Raw genomic sequence first — 21,762 nt, 5'->3', positions numbered from 1 at the left:
CCGAGAACAGAGTAATCTTTTAACGCAAATATATAAGAATTGAGTTTCGAAAAACAGTTCGAATGGTGCCGCATGGGTGACTCGAACACCCGACCCCCACATTACGAATGTGATGCTCTACCAACTGAGCTAATGCGGCCTGGTAGGATTTTATCTCTAGCGGACAGAAATCTCAAGATTGACCAAGCAAAACCGAAGAGGTTTATTCAGCTATTTGGGCTTGTCCAATAAACTATCAAGTCGTCTGGAAAGGTCTTCCTTACCCTCTCCATCCGGCCCGAGTGTCTGAACTGACCCCTCTTGCGAAACATCGTTAAAATCACGTCTGACGACCGCTTCTGATTCCAGAGGCAGAGGTTCTGGCAGTCCGGGACGGCGGCGCGGCGCTCCGGCTTCATGGCGCGGGTGAATAAGCTCTCCCGTTTCGCCAAAAGTAAATGTCAGGCGGCGCCAATCCGCATCGGAGTAATCAAAAGCGTCGCCTTGCGGATCCAGGTCTGACCAATCCGCCTCCAGCGGCGCTGTCGCGGCGCGTTCATACCAGAGACGCGCATCCGACATATTAGCGAGACTTTCTTCGATCTGCCCGGCAAGTTGGCAGAGCCTGGCCGTTGGCGTTTCAGCCTCGGAATCTAGATTTAAATAAGGCGCTAAAATAGACAGAGCCGCCACGCCGTCTCCGGCTTTCAGCTTCTCTTCAGCGTCCAACATGTGCGACTCCCGGTGACCGGGGTTAGATTTGATCAGCGCTTCAATACGCTTCGCCCGATTCTTGGGTGTGTCAGTCTCAATAATATCCTGCAATGCAATCGCCAAGGCCGGATGCGGCTGTTTTGCCCAAGCCTTCTCAATGACAGAGACAGCCTTTTTTCTATCGCCCGTCAGATTAAGCAGGTTCGCCGCCAGCGCCACGGCAGGCGCAAATTCAGGTGTTTCACTCGCCGCGCGGCTGGCCATATCCGTGGCGAGCTGGGTTTGACCTGTTCCGCGAATATGATCCGCTTCTGCGCTGAGAAGCACGGCCCGGCGGCGGCGGGCCACCTCTTTGTCTATATGTTTACGCCTCTCGCCCATTTCGAGCGTTTTGGCCGCTTCATTCCATTGATAATCTGCCATTTGCGCCTGAAACAACACATCGAACGCCCAACGGGCATTTTTATTGTCGGCATAGGCAATTTGCGCCTGTTCTATGGCGCCGGGCAAATCCCCGCAGGCAAGGAGATTACGGGCAAGGCCGTGCTGCCCCGTGGCGCGGGCTTTTTCCGAGCTAAGCATGGCCGTATATTGCGCCACGGCTTCGGCCTGGTCGCCCGAGGCTTCGGCCGCTTGCGCGCTTACGATGCGGCCAAGGTCTTCAGAGCCAATGAGGCTTCGCGCCTTTTCGGCTTTTTTTCGGGCTTTAACGGAGTCTCCATCCGCCCCGGCCAGCAGCGCATCTTCCATCGCGTCCAAAGCCTGATTACGGCGGCGCAGGCCAACGCCGGAGCGAATACGGGACGGCAGACGCCAGAGCCATGTCAAAAGCGTCCAGGCTAAAAGAGTGAAAACGACGGTCGCTGTCACAAAGACGATAACGGCCTGCCAGGTCAGAGTAATCGGGCTAAACTGAAACAGGCCCGCCTCGGCTGTCGAGGTCAGTGTCAAGGCAGCGTCATCGCCAACATAGAGCAAAAACCCGGCCAGCACCGCGATAAAAAGAAGAATGGCAATTACATATTTTGTCATAATTTTCGTATCCGTTTAAATCACTGTAAACGTTCTGCGACCTCGCGCCAGTCCTGACCTGCCGAGCGAATGTCGGAGGGCAGACGGTCAAAGGTTTTTATCGCCGTGTAGATATCGCCTTTTTCATAGGCGGTTTCTATTTTCTCGATCAGGTTTTTCGGACTATCCGGGCTATCAACACTTACATGTTTATTGAGTGTACGACTCAAAAACCCTTGGGACTCGGCCCGGTTTTTGGCCGCATTCAATAGCGCCTGTTTCGGGAATTCAGGCCCGATAGACTTTGCAGTATCGGTTTCGGGTTGGACGATTTCAGGTTGCGCCTCACGCGTCTCGAGGTCTCCTTCAAGCGATTCAATCTGGGCGTTGAGGCCTACTATCTGGGCCTCTAACGCTTCGGTTTTCGAGTTTAGGTTCGTAATCTGTGAGTCTATTTCATTCGTTTCAGGCCAGTTAAACCCCTCGTTCTGGGCCGCTTTCAAAGCGTTGAGCGTGTCGGAATCAATGTCCGGCAGACTCGGCGCCGGTGCATTTTCAAGCGTTTGGAGACGCTCTTCAATACCCGTGATGAAAGACTGAATTTTGGTCTCAGAACTTGTTTGCGACAGCCGGGTCTCCAGATCCGAGAGGTCCTGGCGGATGTCGTTTATCTCGGCTTGCGTTTTAGTCTCTAGCTGCCCCACATCTTGCTGAACGGCGGCGCGCAGATCGTCCGCATTGGTTGGCGGAAAGAGATAATGCGTCCCATAGGCTCCGCCGATAGCACCCCCTACAGCCCCCAGGAGAACGGCTAATAAAGATAGTCCCAGAACCGGAATCAGACCCAATCCTTTTCTGTCTTGACCCACTTCTTCCTCATAAGCAAAGTCCGGACTCTCTTCAGGATCGAAAGTGCCCACCGTCTCTTCTGGTTCCATTTTCTCAGACTCTGTCATCTTTACTTGTCTATCCTTGTTCGTCTGAAAAATGGGAGTGCAGGGCCTTCACCATAGCGGTCTGATCCGGCGTCTCTGCTACTAAACGGCTCATTAAACTTAACGGTTCCAACGCCGCATCAGTCGCCCCACTGATGGAAAGGCTCCTCATGTGAGAGACATCTTTACCTTTGACCAAGTCAGAAAAGGCCAAGGCCCCTCGCGGCGAATAGAGCGCAACATACTGAATCTCGCCGAGTTTGACCTCCGTCTGATCCACAGGCGACGCAGAATAATAAATCGCACGTTCAATCTTGTACCCGGCTTCAGACAATTGCTCGGCAAGGCGTCCCTTCACATGTTCGCCGCAGCAATGCCGAAGAGGTTGAGAGCGGGGCACCGTTTTCAATACAAGTTCCACCACGTTCTGAGCGTCGCCCTCAGCAGACCTTACATGCACAAACCCCACTTTTCTCGCCAACTCGGCCGTGGCGTCGCCGACACAAATAACCGGATTAGCCCGTTCGGAACATGTGTTGGCGAAAGCTTCAATGCCGTTTCTGGAGGTAAAGATCAGCAGCGCGCGGCTGTCCGGGTCAGAGGGCACAGGCGTAACGGGAGAGATTTGGAGGACCGGAGCTACAATCGGCTCCAATCCTAAGCGCGCGTAATCAGCTGCTGTTTCGCGCCCGCGCGGCAGGCTTTGTGTGACCCATATTTTTGTCTGCGTCTTTATCAAATGGCTATTCATCCCAGTCAATGTGGCCGCCGGCCGCTTTTCTGACAGTTTGCCCCAGCCTGTACCCCAAATCATACGCTTCGATGGAATTGGAGATAGCGACGATATCCTCATTGCCAAACCGGGCGGACCCATCCTTGGCAACCACTTCGCCCTTAAAGTTCATCAATTTACCGTCCCAAACCGCCAGCGCCGCAATTGGCGTGCGGCAAGAGCCGTCCAGAGCGCGAAGAAAAGCCCGCTCCGCCGTGATGCACAGCTCGGAGGCTTTGCAATTAAGCGGTTTAATCAATTCCTTGACCACCTCATCCGATTTGCGAATTTCGATACCTATGGCGCCTTGCGCGGGAGCGGGGAGCATACGTTCGGTAGAAATGGCTTCGGTAATGGCGTCTTCCTGCTCCAATCGTTTCAGTCCTGCGCAAGCCAGGAATGTCGCATCACACACTTCATCCGAGAGTTTCTGCAGCCGCGTTCCGACATTGCCGCGCAGGAGACAGAATTGAATATCCGGGCGCATAGCCGAGAGCTGCGCGCGGCGGCGGATAGAGGCTGATCCGACCAAAGCGCCCTCGGGCAAATCGTCGAGCCTGGCATATTTTTTGGAGATAAACGCATCGCGCGGGTCTTCACGCGGGAGTATGGCCGAAATTTCCAAACTCTCCTGCCCCACCGTCGGCACGTCTTTCATGGAGTGCACCGCGATGTCGATATCTCCGGAGACCAGAGCTTCTTCCAGTTCCTTTGTAAACAGGCCTTTGCCGCCGAAATCACGCAAATGCCCTTTTAATCGATCGCCGGAGGTTTTGAGAATCCGCACTGGAAAGGCCTGCGCCGGCCGTCCTGACGTCTCTGCTAGTAGGCGCTGAACCAGATGCGCTTGAAAGAGCGCCAGCGGAGATCCCCGCGTTCCAATTGTTAGACCATGTTGCATCCGGGCACGACTAACCTTATCCAGCTTTCGTGACCACTCATTTTTCAGATGAAACGCTTCAAAGCAAGCTCGACCTCCTCGTTCTGGGTATCGAATCGAGTTGCGACGAAACGGCGGCCTCCGTCCTACGCTATCGCGGCGAGGACGATGTCGAGATTCTCAGTTCCATCATTGCCAGCCAGGATGAAGCCCACGCCCCCTTTGGCGGCGTCGTGCCGGAAATTGCGGCCAGAGCGCATATGCAGAAAATCGACGGCATCGTTGAACAGGCCATGGACGTTTCGGGAACGAGTTATGAGTCTCTCTCCGGCATCGCCGCCACATCGGGGCCGGGCCTCATCGGCGGCGTCATATCCGGCTTGCTCGCAGCCAAGGGTCTCGCCCTTGCGCTCGATAAACCTCTCTTGGCCGTCAACCATCTGGAAGGACACGCGCTCTCCCCGCGCCTGGCGGAGCCCTGCCCTTTCCCCTACCTTCTCTTGCTCGTCTCTGGCGGACACACGCAGCTCCTCTCCGTGAACGGACTTGGCTACTATACTCGCCTCGGCAGCACAGTGGACGACGCGGCGGGCGAAGCTTTCGATAAATCCGCCAAAGTGATGGGGCTCGGCTTTCCCGGCGGGCCGAATGTTGAAAGATGGGCCGCAAAAGGCGATCCGAAATCGGTCAAACTGCCTCGTCCTTTTAAGGGCCGAGACCATGCCGATTTCTCTTTTGCAGGCCTGAAAACCGCCGTCGCCCGCGCCTGGGAAGCGAGCGAGCAAACCGACAACGCCAAAGCCGATATTTCCGCCAGCTTCCAACGGGCTGTCTCTGACGTTCTGGCCGAACGCACAGGCAAAGCCATGGCCATGTTCAAAGACATGCACGGGGATAACGCAAAACGTTTCGTCGTCGCCGGAGGCGTCGCTGCGAACAAAGCGCTTCGGGAACGATTAACCCAGCTGGCGACTTCTAAGGGTATGAGCTTTTTCGCCCCGCCCCTGAAATTCTGTACGGATAATGCCGCCATGATCGCTTTGGCAGGCGCGGCCAAACTCGCCGCCGGCCAGACGGACGAGCTTGGCGTGAAAGCGCGCCCGCGCTGGCCTCTCGACAACGCGGCCGCGAAAGCAAACCCTGCCAGCGGATATGGCAAGAAAGGCCCAAAATCATGACGGAATATCAGAATTTCGGCGTTATCGGCGCCGGGGCCTGGGGCACGGCGCTCGCGCAGAGCCTCGCCACAGGCGGTCGCGACGTCACGCTTTGGGCTTTCGAAAAAGAATGCGTCGACTCAATCAATAATGAAAATACCAATAAGCTGTATCTACCCGATGCCCGACTTTCCCCAAAAATCAAAGCGACCCAGGATCTGAAATCTCTGGCAGAGTGTGACGCTCTGCTCTCGGTTGTCCCGGCCCAGCATACAAGGCGCACATTGGCCGAGTTAAAAGGCATTGACGCCCTCTCCGGAAAACCCGTTATACTCTGCTCTAAGGGTATCGAAATCAGCACACGTGAATTCATGTCCGACGTTTTGCAGGAAACCCTACCGAATGTCGTTCCCGCCGTCCTCTCTGGTCCCAGCTTTGCGATTGACGTCGCCAAAGGCCTGCCCACGGCCGTGACCCTCGCTTGCGAAGATAAAGACATAGGCGAAGCATTGGTTGAAGCTGTCGCCGCCCCGACTTTCCGCCCTTACCTTTCGACCGATGTGCTGGGCGCGGAAATTGGCGGCGCCGTTAAAAACGTGCTCGCCATTGCCTGCGGTATGGTTTTGGGCATGGAGCTAGGCCGATCTGCCCACGCCGCCATTATCGCGCGAGGCTTTGCCGAAATGCGCCGACTGGGAGTCGCTCTGGGGTGTGAGCCCGAAACACTAACAGGCCTTTGCGGACTTGGCGATCTGGTTCTGACCTGTTCGTCGGAGCAATCACGAAACATGTCCTGCGGCTTGGCCCTGGGACGGGGCGAGTCGCTTGATGATATTCTGGGCGCCCGCAACAGCGTGACCGAAGGCGTCGCCTCGGCGCCTGCCTTGAAAGAAATGGCGGCGAAGCTGAATGTCGATATGCCCATTAGCGCGGTCGTTGCCGATATCCTCTCGGGCGATATGGATATTCAAAACGCGCTCATTACACTCTTGTCCCGCGTTCACAAAACGGAGGTCCTATGACCTATTTTCTTGTCTATACCGCTGACCGTCCGAATAGCGTGCCTTTACGGCAGGATAATCGCGACGCCCACATCAAATGGCTCCGCTCTGAGCCTGAGGTGACATTACATATCGCCGGGCCGTGGCTGGATGAAGACGGCGAAATGCGGGGAAGCCTTCTCATTGTCAAAGCAGAGGATAAAGAGACCGTAGAGCATTGGCTCGAAAAAGACCCTTACCGCAAGGCCGGATTAACGGCCAGCGTAACGGTCCAACCCTATAACTGGGTTATTGGCGGCCCGGACCAGCAGGCTTAGTCCTCGCTGAAGCTAAAGAGCGACATGCCTCTGGCGCGCTCATCAAAATTGAGCGTTTTATTGAGCGGGGCATGGGCGCGCTGGCGGCAATGCGGACGCTCACACAAATAGCAATTTATTCCAATCGGCGTCGGCTTGGGCGTTTCCAGATTATATTTCTGCGCGTAAACAAGTCTGGGCGCATAGGCGATATCGCACCCTAAACCGATGGCAAGCTTCTGCGCGGGTTCATTGAAACTGCCATCTGATCGGCTGACCATTTTTGCGACAGAGAAATAAGTTGTCTCGTCAGGGAGCTGTATCATTTGCGTCAGCGTTTTCCCCGGCGTCTGAAAACATTCATGTATATTCCAGAGCGGGCAGGCCCCGCCAAATTGACTGAAATGAAACCGTCCCGCCGAAAATCGCTTGGACACATTTCCGGCCACATCTATCCGCACAAAGAAAAAAGGGATGCCGCGCGCGTCCGGTTTTTGCAGAGTTGTCAATCTGTGAGCAGTCTGCTCGAAACTCGTCCCGAAACGATGAGAGAGCAGATCCACATCATATCGCGTATTTTCGGCCTCCTTCAAGAAACGCGCATAGGGCATGATAGTCGCGGCCGCGAAATAATTGGCCAAGGATGTCCGCATCAGACCTTCAGCCTCGCGGCCGCCCAGAGACGCCGTTTTGATGATATCATCTATTAAGTCTCTTTGCTCCAACATGCCAATTTGAAAGGCGAGCTGAAAACGCCGACCGGATTGACGCAGGAGTTCAGACAGATTTATGCGCTTGGAATGTCTGTCAAAATAGCGGAGCATTTTCGGCATGATATCCACCGGCACGATGCGAACCGAGAGGTCATGTTTTTCCTTTAGTCTGTCCGTGAGTGCTGCATGGGGCTCGCGCTTGGTGAGTCCCAGTTCTTGCGACAACTCTTCCGCCGCCTCATCAAGTCGCGGAAAGTAATTTCTCTGTTCATGTATGAACCGCCGAACCGCCTCCACCGCTTCGCCCGATTGTTCAAGCAGTTCAACCTTGTCCCGATCCATACTCAAATTGGCGGCGCGGCGCGTCGAATCCCGATGCTTTCCGTAAAGTTTTAGAAAAGCTTTGGCAGCGGACGGGCTCACATTGACCAGGTCCTCGGCCTCGTTTTTCGAAATGCTGTCCCCTTTAAAGAGTGGATCTCGCATAACCTCATAAATTTCGGCAACCAGATGCGCGTCCCCTGCCCCGGTGAATCCGGCAATGTCGAAATCGTAGATTTCCGCCATTTTCAACAGAACTTTTGCCGAGAGCGCCCGCTGATTGCGTTCCATCAGATTCAGGTAAGACGTTGAAATACCAAGATCTTCGGCCATGCGCGTTTGGGTCAGGCCCAAGGTTTGGCGGAAGCGGCGAAGCCGCGGTCCGACCATTAATTTCTCGTCTTTTTTGACTGTCATCGCCTCACCAATTTTTTACAACATTTACAGATATAACATCTGTGTATTTACAATCATTACAAAAATACCTGTAATTTACAAAGGCTTATAGACTCTCCTCCCCTTTTGTAAATATCGTGTAACCAATAACTCAGACAAAGGAGACCGTCATCATGAACGCCCCTGCTAAAAATACCGACCAACCCATTCCCCGCCACAGGGTCTTGGCAAAGGTCTCTGCCGAGGCCGGCGATAGCTATTCAGAGATTCTGACGCCGGACGCTCTGTTATTCCTTGCGGATCTGGAGCGCCGCTTTGGCCCACAACGCAAAATCCTTTTGCAGAACCGTCAGCTACAACAAGAGCGCTATGACGACGGCGAAATGCCGACGCAGCCGCTCGAGACAAAGCATATGCGCAACTCCGCCTGGGAAGTCGCGCCCTGCCCGCCTGTCCTTCAGGATCGCCGTGTTGAGATTACAGGTCCTGTAGACCGTAAAATGATGATCAACGCTCTGAATTCCGGCGCGAAGATGTTCATGACAGATTTTGAAGATGCCAGCTCGCCGACCTTTGAGAATATGATGTCAGGCCAGATGAACATGCGCGATTATGCCAGTGGGAACTTGTCTCTGAAGACCGAAAAGAAATCTTACACACTCGGCGAAGATACCGCGACCATGCTCGTTCGCCCGCGCGGTTGGCACCTGGAAGAAAAGCATATCACCGTCGATGGCAAACCGATGAGCGCGAGCCTGTGCGATTTCGGCCTGCACTTTTTCCACAACGGCAAATTACTGGCTGAACAGGAAAAAGGTCCGTTCTACTACTTGCCGAAAATGGAAAGCTATCAAGAGGCCCGCCTCTGGAATGATGTCTTCAATTTCTCGCAAGCGGTTCTGGACATTCCGAACGGCACCATCAAAGCGACTGTTTTGATCGAAACGCTTCCGGCGGCCTTCCAGATGGAAGAAATTCTCTATGTTCTGCGCAACCATATTACAGGTCTGAATTGCGGACGTTGGGACTATATCTTCTCTTACATCAAGACCCTGCGAAACCATTCGCAATTCGTTTTGCCTGACCGGGCGCAAGTCGGCATGGATCGGGCCTTTTTGTCCGCCTATGCCACGCGGCTCGTTGAAGTTTGTCATAAACGCCGCGCCCACGCCATGGGCGGCATGGCCGCGCAGATTCCGGTTAAGAATAATCCGGAAGCCAATGAGGCGGCGTTCGAAAAAGTTCGTAAGGACAAAAAACACGAAGCCAGCATCGGTCATGACGGCACTTGGGTCGCGCATCCGGAACTCGTTCCTGTCGCTATGGATATCTTTAACGAGATTATGCCCGGCAAGCATCAGATCCATAAGAAGCGCCAGTCAGCCCGCGTCACCGACGAAGCAATGATCGCCCCGCATACCGGAAAAATCACCGAAGCCGGCGTTCGCACAAATATTGAAGTTGGCATCCGCTACATTGCGGCCTGGCTTTGCGGCCGAGGCGCTGTGCCCATTCACAATCTGATGGAAGATGCGGCGACAGCTGAAATCTCTCGCGCCCAGATTTGGCAGTGGCTCCACCACGGCGCCAGCGTCGAAATGGAAGGCGGCTTTCGCGAAACGCTGAGCAAGCGTCTCTATGACCGTCTGTTCAATGAAGAGATGAAAAAGCTTCAGACAGAATTGTCCGAAGACGACTTCACAAATGGACGGTTCGAAGAAGCGGCCGACATTTTCACCCAAACCGCGACAGCCCAAACGCTGCCCGAATTCCTGACAATCCCCGCCTACGAAATATTGGAGAAATAAATATGACCTATTCACGAACACTTGCAAATTTGCAGACGCGTTACCCCAACGGCGTTCCGGGCGGCATTTCCGTCGAGGATTTGGCCCAGTTGAAAACCCAGAACACGTTTGAAACGCATCTGGACATTGCCAAGGCTATGGCAAAAGTTTTGCGCGCTGATATGGCCGCTTATGACAACGACAGCTCAGCCTTCACCCAGTCCCTCGGCTGCTGGTCCGGCTTCCACGCACAGCAAATGCTGCGCGCGATAAAGCGCCAGAAAGGCACACTGGACAAAGCTTATGTCTATCTATCCGGTTGGATGGTTGCGGGCATGCGTAACCGCTTCGGTCATTTGCCGGATCAGTCCATGCATGAAAAAACCGCCGTGGTCGACCTCATTCAGGAAATCTACACGAGCCTCCGCCAAGCCGATGAAGTGGATCTGAACGATCTGTTTGCTGAGCTTAAAACAACCGACGACCGCGAGGCCGTTCTGGCAAAAATCGACGGCTTTGAAACCTATGTTCGCCCCATCATTGCGGATATCGACGCGGGCTTCGGGAATGTGCATGCCACTTACCTCTTGGCGAAAGAGATGATCAAGGCGGGTGCCTGCTGCATCCAGATCGAAAACCAGGTCTCCGATGCCAAGCAATGCGGGCATCAGGACGGTAAAGTCACCGTGCCGCGCGAGGATTTCGTTGAAAAACTCCGCGCCGTTCGCATGGCGTTTGAAGAACTCGGCGTTGAAGACGGCGTTATTGTGGCGCGGACCGACTCGCTCGGTGCAGGTCTGACACAAAAAATACCGGTCAGCCGCGAAGCCGGGGACGAGGCCGCGGAATATACAAAATGGCTTGAAACGGAACCTGTCTCTGACCTTCACCAGCTTAAAGACGGCGAAATGGCCATTCAGCTCGACGGCAAGCTCGTCAAGCCCGTTCGCCTGCCCAATGGTCTTTACAAATTCCGGGAAGACACGGGCGAAGACCGCGTGGTCGAAGACTGTATTTCAAGCCTGAATGACGGCGGCGCCGATCTCCTCTGGATCGAAACCGCGACGCCGAATGTAGGCCAGATCGCGAATATGGTCCGCCGTATTCGCGAGAAGGCGCCCCACGCCAAGCTCACCTATAATAACAGCCCGTCCTTCAACTGGACGCTGAATCTGCGCAAGCAAGTCCGGGAAGACTGGATTGCCGAAGGCAAAATCACGGCTGGAGAATATCCTGATAATAATCAGCTTATGTCAGCGGCGTATGACGAAGACGAACTGGGTCTCGAAGCGGACCGCCGTTTGCAAAGCTTCCAGACGGATATTGCCCGTGAAGCCGGCGTTTTCCATAACCTCATTACCCTGCCGACCTTCCACGGCACGGCCAAGGTGATGAACGATCTATCCGAAGGATATTTCGGAGAGCAGAAAATGCTCGCTTACGTCAAAGAGATTCAACGCGAAGAAATTCGCCGCAATGTCTCTGCCGTGAAGCATCAACATGAAGTCGGCTCCAATCTCGGCGATGACTTCAAGGAAATGACGGGCGGTGACCGGGCCTTAAAAGCAGGCGGGGTTCACAATACGATGAACCAATTTGAAAGCGCCGCGTAATCAATTAGGAGAGTCTGCGAAACTTCCTCCCTTCGCAGGCTCTCTTGTTTTTTTTCAGAATTTGAAGAAGGTTAGGCCTTCTTGTCCCAGCTTCCGCGAGAGTTTTGCTGGTAATAAGAGAGATCGGCTCCGGCGTCTTTTAACGCTTTCCAGCGACCACGTTCCCGGGTCACATCACTTTCCGACCGACCATTTATCATGACCATGGCGCGCTGAACGCCTTCCATCTCTGATATGTCTGCCCCCCCGATTAAAAAAACCGCGTCAAAACCTTTGGCGCTTTCGGTTTCAGCGCTGAGGAGAATAGGTTGCCAATCCGCCATCGGCTCGTCGTCACGGCCATGAGGCAAAAAGCTTTCATCCCGAAACGTCCAGAGAAGGTCATCCATCTCGGCCAGCATATCTTCAGGTAATTTTACGAGCGCCCGCCAGCCTTTGGCGAGCGTCTTTTCAAGCAATTCCGGCAGCACATTTTCAATTGTGCTGCCTTCCAGGTGGTAGAACCAATGGGTTGGAACGCCTCCCATTAGCCTTCGTAATTATCCGCAATCCAGCGGTTGAGCAGACGGGCCCCGAATCCGGTGCCAAATGTCGTCTCGCGCGGATCATTGCGGGTGTTTTTCATCCCCATTCCGGCGATGTCCAAATGCGCCCAGGGTGTGTCCTTGCCGACAAAGCGTTGCAGGAACTGAGCCGCTGTAATGGATCCGGCTGTCGGACCGCCGATATTTTTCATATCCGCAAAGGGGCTATCGAGCAGCTTGTCATATTCCTTGGCCAGAGGCAGACGCCAGGTCTTCTCTGTGGTGGTCTCTGACGCCGTCATGATTTGCTTGGCGAGCTTGTCATTATTGGAAAACAGTCCGGCATGTTCATGACCGAGAGAGGTAATGATCGCGCCTGTCAGTGTGGCCAGGTCAATCATCGCCGTCGGTTTGATTTTTGTCACCGTGTAATGCAGCACGTCACAGAGAACCAAGCGGCCTTCCGCGTCGGTGTTTTGAACGTCGATTGTCTGCCCTGACATAGAGGTCACAATATCGCCGGGGTTCTGCGCTTTACCGTCAGGCATATTCTCGACGAGACCGACGAGGCCCACAACATTGGCTCTGGCCTTGCGTTTTGCCAGACCAATCATGGCGCCGACGACAGCCGCCGAGCCGCCCATATCGCCTTTCATGTCCCACATATTATTTCCGGGTTTAAGAGAAATCCCGCCTGAATCAAACGTCACGCCTTTCCCGATAAGCGCTGTCGGCTTATCGTCTTTCTTGCCGCCGTCCCAATACATGATAGCAAATTGTGATTCCCGGCCGGAGCCCACACCCACGCCGAGGAAGGCGTTCATGCCGAGATCTTTCATTTCTTTCTCGCCTAGAATTTCAACTCTCAGGCCAATGCTTTCAAGCTCTTTGATTTTCGCGGCATAGGCTTTGGGAAACAAGACATTGGAGGGCGTGTTGACCAAATCGCGGGCATAGAGCTGGCCATCGCAAACCGGGCCGTGATAATTTTCATAGGAGTCTTTTGCGGCGGATTCATCATTCGCAGCAATGTTCAAAGTCTTTATCTGTTTGGTTTTCGTCAAGGTCGCTTTGGTTTTATGCGCGTCAAAGCGGTAAGCGGCAAGGCGCGCGCCAACAGCCGCCCGGGCCGCATCATCTGCGGTGGCTTCTGAATTCATATGCACGGTGAGAGTTGTTTCGCCCGCCGGCAGAAGGCGTTTGACGGCCTTCGCTGTGAGGAGTTCATAGTCCGGTTTTTCGTCGTCGCCTGTCCCAACGACGATAACGCGCACGGCTTTGTCGCCGCTCATAACGAATGTCTCGAACATTTTTCCTGATTCGGCTTTGAAATTGGCGGCCTTTACGGCGGCATCAAAATTCGTCGGGGCTGTCTCCCGGTAAGCTTTTCCGGCCCCCTCCATCTTTAAATCTTTAGCGACAAAAATGATCGCAGTGCCGGATGATACGGGTTTATTGGCGGTAAAGCTGACTTTCACGGAAACTCCTCTGACGATTTTCGTCAAAATGTATTACGGATTATATAGTTGTTGAACGCTAGTAACTTACGCCTCATCAGATTAGAAGGGCAAAGCGGTGCAAATATCATATCTGTACCTCAATTAACATATAAGTCGAACAACAAGAGTAAGAATGACGCTGCTGCAACGCTATTTCTGGACACAGGCCCTTTGGCCATTATTACTGTCCCTGGCGGCCCTTGCCGGCTTGGCGCTGCTCACTCAGAGCCTTCAGACTCTTGATCTTGTCGTTGAGAACCGGCAATCCGCCCTGACTTTTCTCAAGATAACATTCTTGGCGCTCCCGCAGCTTATTTCCATTATCATGCCGCTTTCCGTGTTTATGGCGGCGCTTTATGCCCTAAATCGGTTAAATTCCGACTCGGAACTTATCGTCGCCAAAGCCTCCGGCTTTTCGCCCTGGCAGATTGCCTCGCCTGTGGTCAGGCTTGGCGCTTACGCCCTGATTGCCCATCTGATTATCAATCTGGTTATCCAGCCGCTGTCCTTTCGTCAGATGCGAGCGGAAATTCTGAAAGTTCGCACGGATATTGCGTCGCAAATGGTGCAGGCAGGTGACTTCGTAACGCCTTCACCGGGACTGACCGTTTACGCCCGGGAAATCGGGGCCGACAGCTCATTGAAGGATGTCATGATCCATGACGCCCGGGACCCTGACAATATCACGACGCATACGGCAAAATCCGGTGAAGTTCAGCGGAATACCTCCCAGGTCGTCCTGACCCTGAAAGACGGCAGCGTTCAGCAAAAACTGGATGACGGATCTCTGGATGTCATTGAATTTGAGGATTATGTCATTGATCTCTCCGATGTGATGGCCATGGATAATGTCCTCAGACTAAAGACATCTGACCGTTTTCTTCATGAGCTATTACGGCCCGATCCGCGAGAATTTGCGAACCGTAAATTCAAACGCGAACTCGCCGCCGAAGGACATGCACGGCTCTCCGCCCCGATATATAATATTGCTTTGGTTTTACTGGCCCTATGTTTCATGGTCAGAGGTGAACACCTGCGCCTCGGTTATGGGCGGCGCATTGCAATCTGTGCCTTTCTTGGCTTTGTGATCCGCCTCTCGGGATTTGGTGTGGCGTCGGCCGCTGAGTCAGACCGAATACTGAATATCGTTCAATATTTGATACCTGTTCTCGTCACGGCTTATTGCACTTATTATCTACTAAGGCGCAAACGCGTGCGATCAATTGGCCGCGCCAGACGCGCACGTGAATATGCCCGCCAGGCCAAAGAGCATCAGGCGGTTATATCATGAAAACCCTGCTCACCCGCGCCACATTAAACCGCTATATCGCGATGAGGGTTATTCGCTCGCTGACCATCGCCTTTCTGATTGTCACCGGCATCATCATGCTCGTCGATTTTGTCGAGGGCAGCCGTAATATTGGCAGTGATACGGATATATCCTCCTTCCAGCTGGCCTACCTAACCCTGTTAAAAGCTCCGAAACTGATCGAACAAACCATTCCCTTTGTCGTTCTATTTGGCGTTATGGGGGCCCTTTACGGACTAAACCGACGCAGCGAGCTGATCGTCATGCGCGCCTCAGGCGTCTCTGCTTGGCGGTTTCTTCTCCCGGTGATTGCGGTGACGGCGCTATTGGGGCTTATCTGGTCTCTTCTTTTCAATCCGCTCGCCTCGAACATGATGAGCCAATATGATTTGCTCAGCGACAGTTATGGAGGCCAGTCATCCTCCGAAGGGAAAACCGTCTGGCTGCGAGAGGGTAATGAGACGATGCAAACTGTCATTCGCGCCGACAAGGTTGAGCCTGAGTCTAAAACACTCACCAATCCGAGTTTTTACCAACTCTCGCTTGATGCGACCGGACGCACCGTCTTTAGCCGCCGCTTTGACGCGCAAGAGGCCCGTTTGGTCACACAGGGTTATTGGCAATTATCAAATGTCACTGAAAACGCGCCCGGAGAAATTACCCAAACTCAGGACACCATATCCTTACCCACCGAGATAACCGTGAAACAGCTCGATGAAATCGGAGATAACAAAGTGGCGCCGCCATTTTGGTCGCTGCCTTCGGCAATTAAAAAAAATGAACAGGCGGGATTTTCGGCTCTCGTCTTTCGGATGCAGTTTAATAAACTTCTGGCTCTGCCCATCATGCTGATTGCCATGACTTTTATCGCGGCGGGCGTGTCAACGCACCTTACGCGTGAAGGCGGCACGCTTCGCCTTCTCATTACCGGGGCGGCACTAGGGTTTGGCGTCTATTTTGCCGACTCTATGGTGAGCGCTTTCGGAGAAGTCGCGCTGATTCCTGTCGCCTTGGCCGCGTGGTCGGTCCCCCTCTTTGTTTTGCTGACAGGCATAAGTTATCTGTCTAAAATTGAGGATGGTTAATCCGTCGGAAGCGGGCGCAGTTGACATCTGCAATCTGACCGAAATTTAACACGCCGCCCCCCATAGGCGCGTTAGACTTAATTTGTAAGAAAACAGCGTAAGAATTGCCTTTAAAGCTGAAAGTCGTATAAGCGCGAAAACACAAGCTGGATAAATTTATGACGGCCAAAATGACCAAAACTTTTAAAAATCTCTTGCTCGGCGCGGCCCTGCTCACGGGCTTCGCTGCAACGGCGCAAGCTCAAGTGCCAGGCCACGGCATTGCGGCCGTCGTGAACAGCGATATCGTCTCAACCTACGACCTTCGTCAGCGCGTTATGTTTATGCTGGCGACAACCGGGGCTCAGCGCGATGAAGAAAGTTTACAGCGCCTTCAACAGCAGGCGCTTCGCAATTTGGTCGACGAGCATTTACAGATGCAGGAATCTGCCAAATATGAACAGACAATATCCGACGAAGAAGTTAATCAATCCGTTGCCCGCCTGATTGGACGGAATGGTCTGGACCCGAACGAAGTTGTCTCCAGATTGGCCTCCGCCGGCGTGTCCATTGAAACGCTGCGCGATCAGGTTCGCTCTGAAATTGCCTGGCAGCGCATTGTAAATGGCCTATACGGATCCCGGATCCGCATTTCAGATGACCAAATCAATGAAACGCTGAACCGCCTGACCGCCAATGCCGATAAACCGAGCTTCCGCGTGGCCGAAATCTTCATCGAAGCCACCCCTGAAATCGGCGGAATGGACGGCGCGATGGAAGGCGCCAATGCCATGATCGAACAAGTCGAAGGCGGCGCCCCTTTCCCGCTTCTCGCGCAGCAATTTTCTTCCGCTCCCAGCGCTGTCAAAGGCGGTGATGTGGGTTGGGTTCATGAAGGCGAGCTTCGTCCGGAAATTGACGCGGTTATTACGGAAATGGAACCTGGCGGAGTCTCTCAGCCTATTACAGTCCCCGGCGGCGTTTATGTCGTTGCCCTGATTGAAACAAAAGTGTCCAAAGCCGATACGCTTTACCGCCTCAAACAGGTCAATATTTCCGACGTCGAAACAGAAGCGGCCAAAACCCGCCTCATCGCGCTGAAAGACAGCCTGACGTCCTGCGACACACTGAAAGATGATGTAGACGCTGTCGAAGGCGTCAAGCAGGCGGATATGGGCGAGCTGAAAGCCAGCGAACTCACCCCTGAACTGGTTGATATTCTGGCGTCTACGGATGTGGGCAATTTGTCCGATCCGATTGCCCGGCCAAACGGCGCAGCTTCCATCATGGTTTGTGATCGCCAAGCCACCGGCGAGGATATTCCGACCCGGGATGATGTTGAAAACCGTTTGATGGAACAGCAACTCGCTCAGGCGTCACGTCGGGCGCTTCGGGATATACGGCGTAAATCTACCGTCGTCGTTCGTTAGCTTATATGGCCGCCCCTCTCTTACTGAGTATGGGCGACCCAGCGGGCATTGGGCCTGAGATTACCTTAAAAGCCTGGGCGGCTCTGCGATATGATCCGGAATATGCCTTTGCCGTCATGGCGACGCCGCGCGTCATGGAACGCGCCAATGAAAGCTTTGATCACAATTTAATCGAGATCGAGGACTGCGATGAGGCTGCGGACGTTTTCCGCGAAGGGCTTCCTATTCTTCCTATTGAGGGGCGGGTGGCAGAGCCGGGTGAGCCTGATCCCGACCACGCTTTGGCCGTTACAGAAAGTATTGAACGCGCCGTCTCTCGCTGCCTGTCGGGCAAAGCCGATGGCCTTGTCACCAATCCCATCTCCAAGGATGTTTTGTACAAAGCGGGTTTCAAGTTCCCCGGCCATACGGAATATCTTGGACAATTGACCGAAGGCCACGCCGCCCCCTATGCGCGCGGCCCCGTCATGATGTTATCCGGCGGCGGTCTCCGTGTCGGTTTGGCCACGGTTCATCTCGCCTTGAAAGAGGCGGTTAAAACGCTTTCCTCTGACGCCATTATTCGCAATGCCCGCGTTATGGACGGGGCGCTGAAATGTGATTTTGGTATTCCGCACCCCCGTCTCAGCCTGACCGGACTTAATCCTCATGCCGGCGAAAACGGAATGCTGGGCCGGGAGGAAATCGAGATTATTAATCCCGCCGCCCGCGCCCTTCGCGCCGAAGGCATTAAGGCGAGTAAAGCCCAACCTGCCGACACACTTTTCCACGCCGAGGCCCGTGAAGATTACGACGCCGTCCTGGCCATGTATCACGACCAGGGCCTTATCCCGGTCAAAACTCTGGATTTCCACGGCGGCGTCAATATCACGCTCGGCCTGCCGATTGTGCGCACCTCGCCTGATCACGGCACCGCCTTTGGCATTGCCGGACAAAACCGCGCGAGAGCCGATAGCCTCATCGCCGCTATCCGCACAGCGCGCCAAATCGCCGATCATCGACGGGCTTACTTACATGGATAATCTTCCTTCCCTGACCGAGGTCGTGCGCGACTATGACCTCGGCGCGAATAAGAAACTCGGCCAGCACTTTCTGTTGGATATGAACCTCACGGATAAGATCGCGCGGCTGGCAACCCCTCTGGAAGGCGTGAATGTTGTCGAAATCGGCCCCGGCCCCGGCGGTCTGACCCGCGCGCTTTTAGTCAATGAAGCGGCCTCTGTGACCGTTATCGAAATGGATGAGCGTTTCCTGCCCGCCCTCGCCGATATTGGCCGCGCCAGCGGCGACAGGCTCTCTGTTATCAAAGGCGACGCGCTGAAATTCGATATCGCCACAAACATTTCCGCGCCGCGAAAAATTGTCGCCAACCTGCCCTATAATGTCGGCACCAAAATGCTCATTAATTGGGTCACGGAAACGCCCCGTTTCTGGGACCAGATGGTTTTGATGTTTCAGAAAGAAGTCGCGGAGCGGGTCTGCGCCGCGCCGGGCGAGAATGCCTATGGCCGTCTCGCCGTTCTTTGCCAAAGCGTCGCCGATTGCCATATGGCCTTTGATATTCCCGCCCGCGCCTTCACCCCGCCGCCCAAAGTCGACAGCGCCGTCGTTGTGATGCACCCTTTGGCCGACGGTCAAAGCTATCCAGACCTGAAACTCCTAGGTCAGGTCACCCAGGCCGCCTTTGGGCAGAGGCGGAAAATGCTCCGGGTTTCGCTGAAAAGCTTTGCCAAGAAACACGGTATGACCGCCACAGAATGGTTAGAGAAAGCCGAAATTGATCCGCAATTAAGGCCGGAAACCCTGCCCGTCTCCGACTTTCAGAAACTCGCGGATATCCTGAAAGCGTAGTTAGCGGATCAAGGCGATAGCCCGTCCCATATCTTCGTGACTGAGACGAAGGGCGAGCCCGACCCGCACGAGACGTTCAATCGTTTTCGGATCCCTATTGCCCGTTTGTTTTGCGAGCTGGCAAAGATCGCCAAAGACCTTTCTCGCCGCGGCGTGGTTTCCGTTTATGGCCCGCCAATACGGATGGACTGTGCGGCGAAGATCAGGTCTGGCTCTTATTCCCGCGACAAGTCTTTGAAGTTCTTTCTGGCGTTTCCCGTTAGACGCGCCCAGCGCCCCTTCCAAAAAGGAAAGCGTGCGCGCCGAAGTATCGCTAAACGCGAAATAGGCAAGTTTGACCAGGGTTTGAGTTCGCAGATCAAACTCTGACATAAGAAAGGGGGTAGAGGTTCCAATCAGCGTCGAACTGTAAGAAAAAGATTTGCGGTTTGTAAAATCCGATGGTTTTCCGGCGCGGGCAAAATCAGTTGGCGCGGATTGAGGATGCAGCGAGGACCACCAATCCAGATAGGTTCCGTCGCGGTATAAGGCCCAGGCAACCGCGCAGACCCCGCCGCCTAAAAGAAAGTAAAAATCGTTGCTGAGGGCGTTGAACACCAGGAGTATAAATTCCTTTACGGGGTCGCCGAATTCAAGATTGAAAAACCCAAACGCGGCGAGACTAACCAGAGCGATCATTGCTTTGGTGAGGATACTACTCAGCGCATCTTCCTGCCACAACGCCCCGACAAGCGTCGCAACGAGTGCAAACCCGAAAATAAATGCGAAAATCCCCTCAATCATTATCCTGTTTTAAAGACCGAGGGTTAGAAAAGTCTTTACCCGCCACTAATCAGGGTTTTCACAAATCCAGACAGCCAGAACTGGCGTTTTCTCTGCATACGTTCGGCGGAGATAATAGCGCGGAGTTCGTCCATCGCCGTCTCAATATCTTCATTGACAATGACATAATCATATTCCGGCCAATGGCTGATTTCTGTTTCGGCCTTGCTCATACGTTTGGCAATGACGCTGTCACTGTCCTGCGCGCGCGACCGGAGACGGCTTTCTAGCTCCTGCATATTGGGCGGAAGAATGAATATTTTTACAAGATCATTTGCGGCGGCTTCCGCGAGTTGCTGCGCGCCCTGCCAGTCTATGTCAAAGATAACGTCCCGGCCGCTTTCCAGCGCTGTCTCGACGGGCTGTCTCGGCGTCCCGTAAAAATTATCGAACACCTTGGCATGTTCCAGAAAATCGTCTTCCGCCACCATGTCTGAAAACTGTGTTTTGGACAGAAAATAATAGTCTTTGCCCTCTTCCTCGCCGCCGCGCGGCGCGCGGGTTGTCGCGGAAACAGACATGGTCATGTTTTCGTTTTCTGCTAGCAATTTCCGAGTCAGCGTTGTCTTACCTGCGCCGGAAGGCGAAGACAGTACTATCATCAACCCCCGCCGGTTTTGTTTCAGGGCGTTCAACTTTTCACTCATTACCGCTCCCCTCTCTGGCGCTGTATAACCCGCCACTTCGCGACATTTCTTTGATGCTGCGATAAAGACGTCGCAAATACATGTCCGCCGGTGCCGTCCGCGACAAAATAAATATTATCCGTCTTCGCCGGATTTAGCACGGCGGCCAAGGCTTCTTTTCCCGGATTGCAAATCGGCGTTTTGGGTAGCCCTGTCATTTGATAAGTATTCCAGTCTGTTCGGGCATCAATTTCGCTTCGGCGAATGCGGCGGCCGATCGGCAATCCCTTCGTAATTCCGTAAATGATTGTCGGATCGGATTGGAGCATCATGCCGCGATTAAGGCGGTTCACAAAGACCCCGGCAACTTCATCACGTTCACTTCCAATGCCCGTTTCCTTTTCAACAACAGACGCCAAAGTAATGGCCTCGGCTTTCGTTTTAACAGGAAGGTCAGCGGCCCGGTTTTCCCAGAGCGTGTCCAAAACCTCCTTTTGAGCCGATTGCATTTTCGCAATTAATTCGGACTGCTTCATATCCCGCGGCGTAAGATAGGTTTCGGGCAAAAGCGTCCCTTCCGCCGGAACCGGAGGATTATCATCAATGAGCGTTGGGACAAGATCCAGCGTTGCCATAACCTGTCGACTGGAAAGCCCTTCGGCAATCGTAACCGGATAAAGAATGGCCTGCCCCTCGGCCAAATCCGTATAGATTTTCGCCATCGGATCGCCGGGGGTGAGGAGAAACTCCCCGGCTTTGAAATTCGCCTCATTGCCGCGCATTTTCGTCACGAGTTTAAAAATGAAGGCGCTCTCAACCAAATCCTGTCCCTCAAGTCTTGTTGCAATGGAGGATAGACCGCTGCCCTTAGGCACTTCGAAAACGACCGGGTCCCGGGGCTCATCCAAAGACATGCGCGTTTCATATTTGTAATTCACCGCGGCGTAAGCGGCGAGAACCAAACCGCCAAAAAAAGTGATAAGCGCCACAACGGCAATCAGGCCCAAGACCCGCTTATCGCGTTTTGCCAATTTATTCGGTTTTTCAGATGTTCGGGCCATG

General features: G+C 53.9%; 20 protein-coding genes and 1 tRNA gene. 10 read left to right on the top strand and 11 right to left on the bottom strand.

The genetic code is table 11. The annotated features are described in order from the left end of the window. Positions 1-63: 63 nt before the first annotated feature. From ACN0IC_RS05735 to hemC, 5 genes are all read right to left on the bottom strand, one after another. Positions 64-139 (bottom strand) — tRNA-Thr (locus ACN0IC_RS05735). A 71-nt stretch (positions 140-210) separates the two neighbouring features. Continuing rightward, entirely contained in the window at positions 211-1,725 is a 1,515-nt protein-coding gene (locus tag ACN0IC_RS05730) for a heme biosynthesis protein HemY (RefSeq protein WP_416877807.1), read from the bottom strand. Positions 1,726-1,745: 20 nt separating this feature from the next. Beyond that, entirely contained in the window at positions 1,746-2,660 is a 915-nt protein-coding gene (locus ACN0IC_RS05725) for a hypothetical protein (protein WP_416877806.1), read from the bottom strand. 10 nt (positions 2,661-2,670) lie between these two features. Beyond that, positions 2,671-3,378, bottom strand: coding sequence for a uroporphyrinogen-III synthase (locus ACN0IC_RS05720; protein ID WP_416877805.1), 708 nt, complete (start codon positions 3,376-3,378; stop codon positions 2,671-2,673). 4 nt (positions 3,379-3,382) lie between these two features. After that, the gene (gene hemC, locus ACN0IC_RS05715; protein ID WP_416877804.1) at positions 3,383-4,312 is read right to left on the bottom strand and encodes a hydroxymethylbilane synthase; all 930 of its coding nucleotides are present in this window, start codon (positions 4,310-4,312) and stop codon (positions 3,383-3,385) included. Positions 4,313-4,341: 29 nt separating this feature from the next. On the opposite strand from hemC, the gene tsaD reads away from it, so the two are divergent. The 3 genes from tsaD to ACN0IC_RS05700 are packed head-to-tail and all read left to right on the top strand — an operon-like array spanning position 4,342 to position 6,766. Next, the gene (tsaD, locus tag ACN0IC_RS05710; RefSeq protein ID WP_416877803.1) at positions 4,342-5,469 is read left to right on the top strand and encodes a tRNA (adenosine(37)-N6)-threonylcarbamoyltransferase complex transferase subunit TsaD; all 1,128 of its coding nucleotides are present in this window, start codon (positions 4,342-4,344) and stop codon (positions 5,467-5,469) included. Then, positions 5,466-6,470 (top strand): NAD(P)H-dependent glycerol-3-phosphate dehydrogenase, encoded by a 1,005-nt coding sequence (locus tag ACN0IC_RS05705; protein ID WP_416877802.1) that lies wholly within the window; start codon positions 5,466-5,468, stop codon positions 6,468-6,470. The genes tsaD and ACN0IC_RS05705 overlap by 4 nt, the downstream gene beginning before the upstream one ends. Beyond that, positions 6,467-6,766 (top strand): YciI family protein, encoded by a 300-nt coding sequence (locus ACN0IC_RS05700; protein WP_416877801.1) that lies wholly within the window; start codon positions 6,467-6,469, stop codon positions 6,764-6,766. Before ACN0IC_RS05705 ends, ACN0IC_RS05700 begins: the two co-directional genes overlap by 4 nt. Here the strand turns inward: ACN0IC_RS05700 and ACN0IC_RS05695 are convergent. After that, the gene (locus ACN0IC_RS05695) at positions 6,763-8,196 is read right to left on the bottom strand and encodes a helix-turn-helix domain-containing protein (RefSeq protein ID WP_416877800.1); all 1,434 of its coding nucleotides are present in this window, start codon (positions 8,194-8,196) and stop codon (positions 6,763-6,765) included. The genes ACN0IC_RS05700 and ACN0IC_RS05695 overlap by 4 nt on opposite strands. 152 nt (positions 8,197-8,348) lie before the next feature. On the opposite strand from ACN0IC_RS05695, the gene aceB reads away from it, so the two are divergent. Both aceB and ACN0IC_RS05685 read left to right on the top strand, forming a co-directional pair. Next, on the top strand, positions 8,349-9,983 hold the full coding sequence (gene aceB, locus ACN0IC_RS05690) for a malate synthase A (RefSeq protein ID WP_416877799.1): 1,635 nt from the start codon (positions 8,349-8,351) through the stop codon (positions 9,981-9,983). Between the two features lie 2 nt (positions 9,984-9,985). Continuing rightward, positions 9,986-11,575 carry an isocitrate lyase gene (locus ACN0IC_RS05685; RefSeq protein ID WP_416877798.1) on the top strand — a complete coding sequence of 530 codons (1,590 nt, stop codon included), beginning with the start codon at positions 9,986-9,988 and terminating at the stop codon, positions 11,573-11,575. A gap of 71 nt (positions 11,576-11,646) precedes the next feature. On the opposite strand, the gene ACN0IC_RS05680 is transcribed toward ACN0IC_RS05685, so the two are convergent. Together ACN0IC_RS05680 and ACN0IC_RS05675 are read right to left on the bottom strand one after the other, a co-directional pair. Next, positions 11,647-12,102 (bottom strand): DNA polymerase III subunit chi, encoded by a 456-nt coding sequence (locus ACN0IC_RS05680; RefSeq protein ID WP_416877797.1) that lies wholly within the window; start codon positions 12,100-12,102, stop codon positions 11,647-11,649. Continuing rightward, on the bottom strand, positions 12,102-13,577 hold the full coding sequence (locus tag ACN0IC_RS05675; protein ID WP_416877796.1) for a leucyl aminopeptidase: 1,476 nt from the start codon (positions 13,575-13,577) through the stop codon (positions 12,102-12,104). Before ACN0IC_RS05675 ends, ACN0IC_RS05680 begins: the two co-directional genes overlap by 1 nt. Positions 13,578-13,731: 154 nt before the next feature. Between ACN0IC_RS05675 and ACN0IC_RS05670 the strand changes: the two genes are divergently transcribed. The 5 genes from ACN0IC_RS05670 to rsmA all read left to right on the top strand — a co-directional run bounded on the left by ACN0IC_RS05670 (position 13,732) and on the right by rsmA (position 19,252). After that, the gene (locus ACN0IC_RS05670) at positions 13,732-14,889 is read left to right on the top strand and encodes an LptF/LptG family permease (RefSeq protein WP_416877795.1); all 1,158 of its coding nucleotides are present in this window, start codon (positions 13,732-13,734) and stop codon (positions 14,887-14,889) included. Next, positions 14,886-15,992, top strand: coding sequence for an LPS export ABC transporter permease LptG (lptG, locus tag ACN0IC_RS05665; protein ID WP_416877794.1), 1,107 nt, complete (start codon positions 14,886-14,888; stop codon positions 15,990-15,992). Before ACN0IC_RS05670 ends, lptG begins: the two co-directional genes overlap by 4 nt. A 170-nt stretch (positions 15,993-16,162) precedes the next feature. Then, positions 16,163-17,401 carry a peptidylprolyl isomerase gene (locus ACN0IC_RS05660; protein WP_416877793.1) on the top strand — a complete coding sequence of 413 codons (1,239 nt, stop codon included), beginning with the start codon at positions 16,163-16,165 and terminating at the stop codon, positions 17,399-17,401. Between the two features lie 5 nt (positions 17,402-17,406). Continuing rightward, complete coding sequence (pdxA, locus tag ACN0IC_RS05655) at positions 17,407-18,423, top strand: 4-hydroxythreonine-4-phosphate dehydrogenase PdxA (protein WP_416877792.1); 1,017 nt, start codon at positions 17,407-17,409, stop codon at positions 18,421-18,423. Beyond that, complete coding sequence (gene rsmA / locus ACN0IC_RS05650; protein WP_416877791.1) at positions 18,416-19,252, top strand: 16S rRNA (adenine(1518)-N(6)/adenine(1519)-N(6))-dimethyltransferase RsmA; 837 nt, start codon at positions 18,416-18,418, stop codon at positions 19,250-19,252. The genes pdxA and rsmA overlap by 8 nt, the downstream gene beginning before the upstream one ends. On the opposite strand, the gene ACN0IC_RS05645 is transcribed toward rsmA, so the two are convergent. From ACN0IC_RS05645 to mltG, 3 genes are read right to left on the bottom strand one after another with little or no spacing between them, the layout of a single operon-like run. Then, positions 19,253-20,035 carry a hypothetical protein gene (locus ACN0IC_RS05645; RefSeq protein WP_416877790.1) on the bottom strand — a complete coding sequence of 261 codons (783 nt, stop codon included), beginning with the start codon at positions 20,033-20,035 and terminating at the stop codon, positions 19,253-19,255. It abuts the gene before it with no gap. A 35-nt stretch (positions 20,036-20,070) separates the two neighbouring features. Further along, positions 20,071-20,721, bottom strand: coding sequence for a guanylate kinase (gmk, locus tag ACN0IC_RS05640; RefSeq protein WP_416877789.1), 651 nt, complete (start codon positions 20,719-20,721; stop codon positions 20,071-20,073). After that, a complete protein-coding gene (gene mltG, locus ACN0IC_RS05635; protein ID WP_416877788.1) occupies positions 20,721-21,761 on the bottom strand; it encodes an endolytic transglycosylase MltG in 1,041 nt (346 codons plus the stop codon). The genes gmk and mltG overlap by 1 nt, the downstream gene beginning before the upstream one ends. Position 21,762 lies beyond the last annotated feature (1 nt).

Origin of the sequence: Litorimonas sp., from assembly GCA_029936425.1 — a bacterium.
Taxonomy (GTDB): Bacteria; Pseudomonadota; Alphaproteobacteria; order Caulobacterales; family Maricaulaceae; genus Litorimonas.
This window is presented reverse-complemented; position numbering and strand designations above follow the sequence as displayed.

Coding starts and splice junctions, on each gene's coding strand:
- ACN0IC_RS05670 (WP_416877795.1), top strand. CDS start 13,732: ATGACGCTGCTGCAACGCTATTTCTGGACACAGGCCCTTTGGCCATTA.
- ACN0IC_RS05700 (WP_416877801.1), top strand. CDS start 6,467: ATGACCTATTTTCTTGTCTATACCGCTGACCGTCCGAATAGCGTGCCT.
- ACN0IC_RS05725 (WP_416877806.1), bottom strand. CDS start 2,660: ATGACAGAGTCTGAGAAAATGGAACCAGAAGAGACGGTGGGCACTTTC.
- ACN0IC_RS05680 (WP_416877797.1), bottom strand. CDS start 12,102: ATGGGAGGCGTTCCAACCCATTGGTTCTACCACCTGGAAGGCAGCACA.
- ACN0IC_RS05705 (WP_416877802.1), top strand. CDS start 5,466: ATGACGGAATATCAGAATTTCGGCGTTATCGGCGCCGGGGCCTGGGGC.
- ACN0IC_RS05645 (WP_416877790.1), bottom strand. CDS start 20,035: ATGATTGAGGGGATTTTCGCATTTATTTTCGGGTTTGCACTCGTTGCG.
- rsmA (WP_416877791.1), top strand. CDS start 18,416: ATGGATAATCTTCCTTCCCTGACCGAGGTCGTGCGCGACTATGACCTC.
- aceB (WP_416877799.1), top strand. CDS start 8,349: ATGAACGCCCCTGCTAAAAATACCGACCAACCCATTCCCCGCCACAGG.
- hemC (WP_416877804.1), bottom strand. CDS start 4,312: ATGCAACATGGTCTAACAATTGGAACGCGGGGATCTCCGCTGGCGCTC.
- pdxA (WP_416877792.1), top strand. CDS start 17,407: ATGGCCGCCCCTCTCTTACTGAGTATGGGCGACCCAGCGGGCATTGGG.
- ACN0IC_RS05685 (WP_416877798.1), top strand. CDS start 9,986: ATGACCTATTCACGAACACTTGCAAATTTGCAGACGCGTTACCCCAAC.
- ACN0IC_RS05695 (WP_416877800.1), bottom strand. CDS start 8,196: ATGACAGTCAAAAAAGACGAGAAATTAATGGTCGGACCGCGGCTTCGC.
- mltG (WP_416877788.1), bottom strand. CDS start 21,761: ATGGCCCGAACATCTGAAAAACCGAATAAATTGGCAAAACGCGATAAG.
- gmk (WP_416877789.1), bottom strand. CDS start 20,721: ATGAGTGAAAAGTTGAACGCCCTGAAACAAAACCGGCGGGGGTTGATG.
- ACN0IC_RS05730 (WP_416877807.1), bottom strand. CDS start 1,725: ATGACAAAATATGTAATTGCCATTCTTCTTTTTATCGCGGTGCTGGCC.
- lptG (WP_416877794.1), top strand. CDS start 14,886: ATGAAAACCCTGCTCACCCGCGCCACATTAAACCGCTATATCGCGATG.
- ACN0IC_RS05660 (WP_416877793.1), top strand. CDS start 16,163: ATGACCAAAACTTTTAAAAATCTCTTGCTCGGCGCGGCCCTGCTCACG.